Origin of the sequence: Corynebacterium wankanglinii (assembly GCF_013601005.1) — a bacterium.
GTDB classification, from domain to species: domain Bacteria; phylum Actinomycetota; class Actinomycetes; order Mycobacteriales; family Mycobacteriaceae; genus Corynebacterium; species Corynebacterium wankanglinii.
Map to the genome: position 1 here is coordinate 175,451 of NZ_JABFED010000006.1, position 6,308 is coordinate 181,758.

7 protein-coding genes are annotated in these 6,308 nt (G+C 60.6%); 4 read left to right on the forward strand and 3 right to left on the reverse strand.

All coding sequences use genetic code 11. From position 1 onward, the window contains the following. Entirely contained in the window at positions 1-351 is a 351-nt protein-coding gene (locus HMA55_RS09145; RefSeq protein WP_181192730.1) for a hypothetical protein, read from the forward strand. Between the two features lie 81 nt (positions 352-432). Here the strand turns inward: HMA55_RS09145 and HMA55_RS09150 are convergent, their stop codons facing one another. Beyond that, a complete protein-coding gene (locus tag HMA55_RS09150) occupies positions 433-699 on the reverse strand; it encodes a hypothetical protein (RefSeq protein ID WP_181192731.1) in 267 nt (88 codons plus the stop codon). After that, positions 699-1,079, reverse strand: coding sequence for a ribonuclease domain-containing protein (locus HMA55_RS09155; protein ID WP_181192732.1), 381 nt, complete (start codon positions 1,077-1,079; stop codon positions 699-701). Before HMA55_RS09155 ends, HMA55_RS09150 begins: the two co-directional genes overlap by 1 nt. Before the next feature lie 35 nt (positions 1,080-1,114). On the opposite strand from HMA55_RS09155, the gene HMA55_RS09160 reads away from it, so the two are divergent. Further along, the gene (locus HMA55_RS09160) at positions 1,115-1,267 is read left to right on the forward strand and encodes a hypothetical protein (protein WP_181192755.1); all 153 of its coding nucleotides are present in this window, start codon (positions 1,115-1,117) and stop codon (positions 1,265-1,267) included. A gap of 21 nt (positions 1,268-1,288) precedes the next feature. On the opposite strand, the gene HMA55_RS09165 is transcribed toward HMA55_RS09160, so the two are convergent. After that, positions 1,289-2,707 carry a serine/threonine-protein kinase gene (locus tag HMA55_RS09165; RefSeq protein ID WP_181192733.1) on the reverse strand — a complete coding sequence of 473 codons (1,419 nt, stop codon included), beginning with the start codon at positions 2,705-2,707 and terminating at the stop codon, positions 1,289-1,291. A gap of 98 nt (positions 2,708-2,805) precedes the next feature. Here HMA55_RS09165 and dnaG point away from each other — a divergent pair, with 98 nt between their 5' ends. Both dnaG and HMA55_RS09175 read left to right on the forward strand, forming a co-directional pair. Continuing rightward, on the forward strand, positions 2,806-4,803 hold the full coding sequence (dnaG, locus tag HMA55_RS09170; RefSeq protein WP_181192734.1) for a DNA primase: 1,998 nt from the start codon (positions 2,806-2,808) through the stop codon (positions 4,801-4,803). Positions 4,804-4,969: 166 nt separating this feature from the next. Further along, positions 4,970-5,578 carry a DUF5067 domain-containing protein gene (locus HMA55_RS09175; RefSeq protein WP_181192735.1) on the forward strand — a complete coding sequence of 203 codons (609 nt, stop codon included), beginning with the start codon at positions 4,970-4,972 and terminating at the stop codon, positions 5,576-5,578. The last annotated feature ends 730 nt before the right edge of the window (positions 5,579-6,308 follow it).

The following is a 6,308-nucleotide window of genomic DNA, read 5'->3' on the forward strand; positions in this document are numbered from 1 at the left end:
ATGGCGGCCGGGAGAAAGGGAGAGCTGGTTCCGCGGCCCTCAAAGAAGGTCGAGTACGACATCCGCTTCGCCTCGGCTGGGGCTAAGAAGGGATGGCGCGACCTGGTGGCCACCATGCGGAACCCGATGGCCGACGCATGGGATTTCCTCACTCGTACCCCGACGGCAAACACTCCCACCAATTACCGCCTAAAGGGGGAGCTGGGGACCGTGCAGCGCGGCGGGCAGTCGTTCGAGCGGTGGCAACACAAACCGACGCTGAAAGGTTCAGCGCGGATCTGGTTCTACCTCGATGATCGCACGGTCTTCCTCGAGGCTGTGCATACCAGTCACCCGTACGAGACGAAGTAGTCTCTCCCACCCGCAAACCCCAAGTAACAGAGCCCTAGTATGCGCCATTTTGGGCCTTAATGGGGGTTTGTTACTTGGGGTCTAGTGGACGAGCTTCACGCCTTCGTCGGCGAGCGCCTCGAGCAGCCCGCCTATCGACGCCTCCGGCACCCGCCAATCCGTCACCACCACCCGCTTCACGCGGGTCTCGCGCAACAGGTCGGCCAGGGCGTCGAGGTTGCGCGGCACCGGCCGCGCCTCGTGGGACGAAGCGCCGGCCTTTTCGCTGACCCCGTAGACAGCCGCGATGATGGCGGCGCCGAGGTCCTCCACCGAGCGCACCGGGCGGGTGATAAACACGGCTGGCATCAGTTGACCTCCATTTCGCAGAACGTGTCGTAGTGGTCGGCGGTGTAGAACCACTCGTCGACGTGGCCGTCGGCGCCGCCGCCGGTGACGATGCGCCGTGCGCCCCGGTGGCTCACGCCCGGGGTGTCCACGGTGTACTCGCGGTAGTAGTTCTTTGGCTGCTGGGGAAGCGCGTGTTCGTAGTTGCCGAAGCGGCGGTCGTCGTTATCCGGGTAGGGGAAGGGGCCGCCGGCCTCGATCAGGTCGACGGTGTCCCAGGCTTCGTCGGGAAGCGAGCCGCACGCGGGCAGCCCGGAAGCGGACGCAGGCTCGGCCGGAGGTGGCGTCGATAGGCAACTGCTCAAAAACAGGCATGCGAGCAGGACGAATGGGCGCTTCATAGGGCCATATCGTGCCACGCGCTAGAGTGTGCGCCATGGCTAGGGGCAGAATTCCGGATAGCGACATTGAGGCTATCCGCCAGCGCGCGCCGCTCGACGAGATTGTCGGCGAATACGTGCAGCTCAAGCCCGCCGGTCACGACTCGCTGAAGGGCTTAAGCCCGTTCAAAGACGAGCCGGTAATTTAGAAAACCTATTTCTCCGGGCTATTAGGACATAATGGCTCTCATTTCAGGGGTCAGCGTCATCCACTCGGAGTTAACATCGTCGACAATGAACGTGCGCTCTCTGGGGTGTTCCGTGAGTATCTCCTCAAATAGTTGTGTGGGCAATTGTGGTTGCTGACAAAACATTTTGAGGAATTCTCGACCTCCCTGATACCTGTTGAGGCGCGCGGAAACCATCAAAACACTTGATGCAAGGCGTTTTGCGAAAGCTTGATCGGGCTGATTTTCCATGCTCCAATCGGTCTGTCGGCTCATGTGCGTAAGTAAGGTTCGATACATTTCACCTACAAGCTCCGCGTCGTTCCAGCTATTGGTTTCCTTGAAACGTTCGTCGATCGTCTCGAACAGCCTGTAAACAATCGAGCGGTCCTCGAAACTTGCGATTGTTTCTAAGGCGCGATTGTCAAATTCTGTGTAGCAGAGAGACAGTGGCACTTCGGTTGTTTGAATGATGTGCTGCAGAACAGACAATAGACGGTTATCACCACGCTTAAGGATCAGGGCGTGAGCACGAACAAGGTCATCCCGCGGGATCTTCAAGCGATCGTAATCGTAATTTTGATACAGCTCCCTGTAAGTGTCACGAAACCGTAATGCCAGCATGACCCCGTCTTTCGGCCTCTGGTGGATGTCCAGAGACAAGCACTCTTGGACTAGTTCACCCAATGGTTGAGGGAATCGTTCAAGGTTTCGTTGGATTTCTTTCGAGTCGTACTGGACCGTACTACCGGTCATCAGATAGTACAGGGTGGCTCCAAACGAGAAAACGTCCGATTGAGGACACGCTGCCTTCAGGCTTTGCATTTGTTCGGGTGCGACGAAACCGTCGGTGTGTATACGAGTGAAAGTATGAGTGAGTACGTCCGAAGTCGGTTGGGGGGAGGTAGCGTTTCCAAAATCGCTCAGGCGGAGACGGGAACCGTCAAATATCAGCAGGTTGGCGGGCTTGAAATCCCGATGCAGGATGTCGTTCACATGCAAATAAGCAAGCCCCATCGCAGCTTGGTTGAGCAGCGATAGGTAAAAGGGGGCGTTAGCTTCCCACCCTTTCGCTCCTCCCCGCGTTTCCCAAAGGTCGTTTAGGCTCCCCTCGGCGACGGGCATCGTATAAGACGGAAGTGGCAACGCGTCTTCGGAGTACTGATAATCGTACGAGTCAAGGATCTCCACAACGAAAGGAGACGCAAGCGATTGCATGATTTGAACTTCTCGCTCGAAACGGGCCACATTGGTGCGGTGCGCGTTTGAGTCGGGAACACCTATGAGTCGTTTTCGGGCTCGAATCTCGCCGGAAGAGGTTTCAACCTCGTCGACCGTTGCAAAACCTCCAGTAGCAATCGTGCGGACCGTTTGTCCGGGTCCCTGGAAACTAACAAACTCTGAATCTTCTCTGACGTTCACTTACTCTCCTTCTAACTACGTTTTTCAGCTTACTCGGCTTACTCGCAGGAAACATGGCTGAATCAAATCGGCTCAGCTGACGCGCTAGAGTGAGCGCCATGGCTAGGGGCAGAATTCCGGATAGCGATATTGAGGCTATCCGCCAGCGCGCGCCGCTCGACGAGATTGTCGGCGAGTACGTGCAGCTCAAGCCCGCGGGGCACGACTCGCTGAAGGGCTTAAGCCCGTTCAAAGACGAGCGCACCCCGAGCTTCCACGTCCGCCCCGCGCACGGCTACTACCACTGTTTTTCCACGGGCAAGGGCGGCGACGTCTTCTCCTTCATGATGGAGATGGAACAGCTGACTTTCCCCGAGGCTGTGGAGGCGGTGGCGGACCACATCGGCTACCGCATCAACTACCAGGGCGGCTCCACGGGCGCTCGCCACGTGGACCGCGGCACGCGCCAACGCCTGCTCGCCGCGAACAAGGCCGCGCACGAGTACTTCCGCGAGCAGCTGGAAACCGCCGACGCCGCCCCCGCGCGCGACATGCTGCTGCAACGCGGCTTCTCGCGCGAGCTCATTTACGACTTCGAATGCGGCTTCGCGCCCCGCGGCTGGGACCCGATGACCAAGCACTTGCTGCGCAAGGGCTTTGAGGTGCAGGAGCTTATCGACGCCGGCCTGTCATCGATGGGCAAACGCGGGCCGATAGACAAGTTCCGCGGCAGGCTGATCTGGCCGATCAAGGACACCGCCTCCAACGTGATCGGCTTCGGCGCGCGCAAGCTGTTCGAGGACGACCCGCTGGGCAAGTACATCAACACCCAAGACACGCTGCTGTACCACAAGTCCAAGGTGCTGTTCGGCATCGATAAGGCCAAGAAGAACATCGCGGAAAAGCACCAGACGGTGGTGGTGGAGGGCTACACCGACGTGATGGCCATGCACGCTGCGGGCGTGGACACCGCCGTGGCCACGTGCGGCACCGCGTTCGGCGGCGACCACATGAGCCTGATCCGCCGCCTCATGCTCGACGACAGCTTCTTCCGCGGCGAGCTGATCTACACCTTCGACGGCGACGAGGCCGGGCAGAAGGCCGCCATGCGCGCCTTTGAAACGGACGCGGAGTTCGGCGCCCAGTCCTTCGTCGCGGTCGCCCCCGACGGCATGGACCCCTGCGACCTGCGCCTCGCGCGCGGCGACGCGGCGGTGCGCGACCTAGTGGCCTCCCGCGTGCCGGTCTACGAGTTCGTCATCGAGTCGCTATTGCAGGACTATTCGCTGGATTCTGCCGAAGGGCGGGTGCAAGCTTTACGACGCACCGTGCCCGTCGTCGCCACCATCTCCGACCGCGTGCTCCAACAGGAGTACGCCCGCCGCCTGGCCGGCTGGGTGGGCTGGCCCAACCCGGACGAGGTGCTGGAGCAGGTCCGCGCCGAGGCGAAGAAGCCGAAAAAGCAGAAGCGCACGCCGAAGGCCGCGTCTGTTGGTGCCGTCGCTGGCCCGGACAGCTCCGGGGCCCAGTCCGAGATCCTCATCCCGCCCCGCCCGGACGACCCGGTGCTGTGGCCCCAGCGCGAGGCACTGAAGATCGCTCTGCAGCACCCGGCCGCTGCTGGCAACTACTTCGACGGTATCAACCCCGACGCCTTCACCCACGACGCCTACCACCAGGTCCGCGAGGCCATCACCGCCGCCGGCGGCTGCGCCCGCGCCGGTGCGGCCGCTGCCGCGGGGTCGGCGGGCTCTGCGAGCTCCGGTGCCGGCCCTCGTGCTAGCTCTGCACCTGGCGCCGCTTCCAGCCCCGCCGACGTCTCCAACTTCCTCGCCGCGGTTGCCGGCGAGATGCGCGATTACACCGGCCGCAACTTTGTATCCGAGCTAGCCGTGGAGCCCATCCACGCCGACGACCTCTACGAATACGCCGATTCCGTCCTGTCCCGCCTGCAGGAGACGCGGGTGGGCCAGCAGATCGCGCAGCTGAAATCTCAGCTGCAGCGCATGCGCCCCTCCGACGACGAGGAGGCCTACAACGCGCTGTTTTCAGACCTAGTAGCGCTCGAGCAGGCGCGCCGGGACCTCAACGACCGCGCCTTCCGCAGCAACCGGTAGGGGTCGTCTCGCTAGCGAATCACTGTTCCAATGGGCTCGGTGTGGGCTACTGAGGAGTTGTCGGCGAGGCTTGAAACACAACTGTCGCAACCCACGCTCACAGGTTAAAGTGAAGATTTGAAGAGGTTCCGCCTGGGTTCCTCACCGTTTTTTGAAAGGAAGTCAGATGGACTTCAAGCTCCCTACGAAGCCCGAGGATCTGGTTTGGCTCGCCGGACCCGTAATTGGCGTGATTGTCCTGTTGCTTGCTCTTGTTGGCATTGGTGCTGGTTCGAGCGAGGGTGACACCAACCCGGCTCCTTCCACCAACGTCAAACCGACCACGGAGCAGCCGACACCATCTCCAACTCCGACTACCGAAGCGCAGTCCGGGAGGTTTGAGAACAACGTTCTCGATTCTCTCGATTACCGTTTTGAGATCACCAAGGTCGAAGTTGTCCGCGCGGGCGGACGCGAGAATGTTTTGGGCTCGAAGCCGGTGATTGTGTTCACCTACGATTTCACCAACAAGCGTGCGCGCGAGGTTGACACCATCGAAGCTTGGGTCGGAACTTTCTCCGCTAAGCAGGAGGACGAGAATGTCCGCCAGGATCTGCAGATGGCTGTTTTCTACACCGATGATTTGGCAGACAACAAGGTCGTTAAGCCGAACGGTAAGGTGACCGCCCAGTTCGCTTACGAACTCAAGGACGCTGATCTTCCAGTCACGCTTTCAGCGCAGACTGGCTTGATTTTGAAGAGCGGCGCGGGCAAGCAGGTCTATCCGATTAAGTAAACTTCTCGAAGTAGCGAGCTAGCCCGGCTCCGGGAGACCGAAGTTGGGCTTTTTATATGCGCAACTTGAGATGCGTCGCTGAGGCAGGTCCAGGGGGCTTACCTCTGGGCAATGACTTTTCAAGTGCGACTCATAGTGATCAGGCACCGGACGGCGATGTGCTGGCACCCTGGGGGGCAGCATCCTCATTATCCCCGCGGTGCTCCGACCTCGTCGCGCTCGAGCAGGCCCGTCGCGACCTCAACGACCGCGCCTTCCGCGGCAACCGGTAGGGGCGCGGTTATACCGAAATTGGAATGTGGCAAATATTTGCCGCATGGCAAAAACGGCCCCCATCCGGCGACGGCCGCCTAGGGTGCGGTTGCGCTCCGGTGCGCTGTCAGCTGATTTCGGGACTCAAATGGTGAAAACCAGATGGTGAATCCGCGCGGAGTTGTCAGTGGGTGAATGCGCCACCTCGACTTGGAGGTTGTTGTGGCTGGCCGTTGGACTCCGAAGGATGTGAAGGCTGCTTCTGTGGCGCGGCTTGTTGCAGGCGATGATGTCGGCGAGATTGCTCGTGATGCCGGTGTGGCAGAGGGCACGGTTTATGAATGGGTCAAGTGTTGCGACCGGCTAGTTGGTAGCGGTGTGGTGACTTTCGGGTAGCGGTTCAGTGGGTTTCCGGTAGCGGGGTTGGCGGTGGCGGGTGATGCTTTCGGGTGGTTGCGCCACAGGGGTGTAGCCGGTT

Bases quoted from the DNA above. Each gene is read 5' to 3' on its own strand.
- HMA55_RS09150 (WP_181192731.1), bottom strand. From the start codon at position 699: ATGCCAGCCGTGTTTATCACCCGCCCGGTGCGCTCGGTGGAGGACCTC.
- HMA55_RS09160 (WP_181192755.1), top strand. From the start codon at position 1,115: ATGGCTAGGGGCAGAATTCCGGATAGCGACATTGAGGCTATCCGCCAG.
- dnaG (WP_181192734.1), top strand. From the start codon at position 2,806: ATGGCTAGGGGCAGAATTCCGGATAGCGATATTGAGGCTATCCGCCAG.
- HMA55_RS09155 (WP_181192732.1), bottom strand. From the start codon at position 1,079: ATGAAGCGCCCATTCGTCCTGCTCGCATGCCTGTTTTTGAGCAGTTGC.
- HMA55_RS09175 (WP_181192735.1), top strand. From the start codon at position 4,970: ATGGACTTCAAGCTCCCTACGAAGCCCGAGGATCTGGTTTGGCTCGCC.
- HMA55_RS09145 (WP_181192730.1), top strand. From the start codon at position 1: ATGGCGGCCGGGAGAAAGGGAGAGCTGGTTCCGCGGCCCTCAAAGAAG.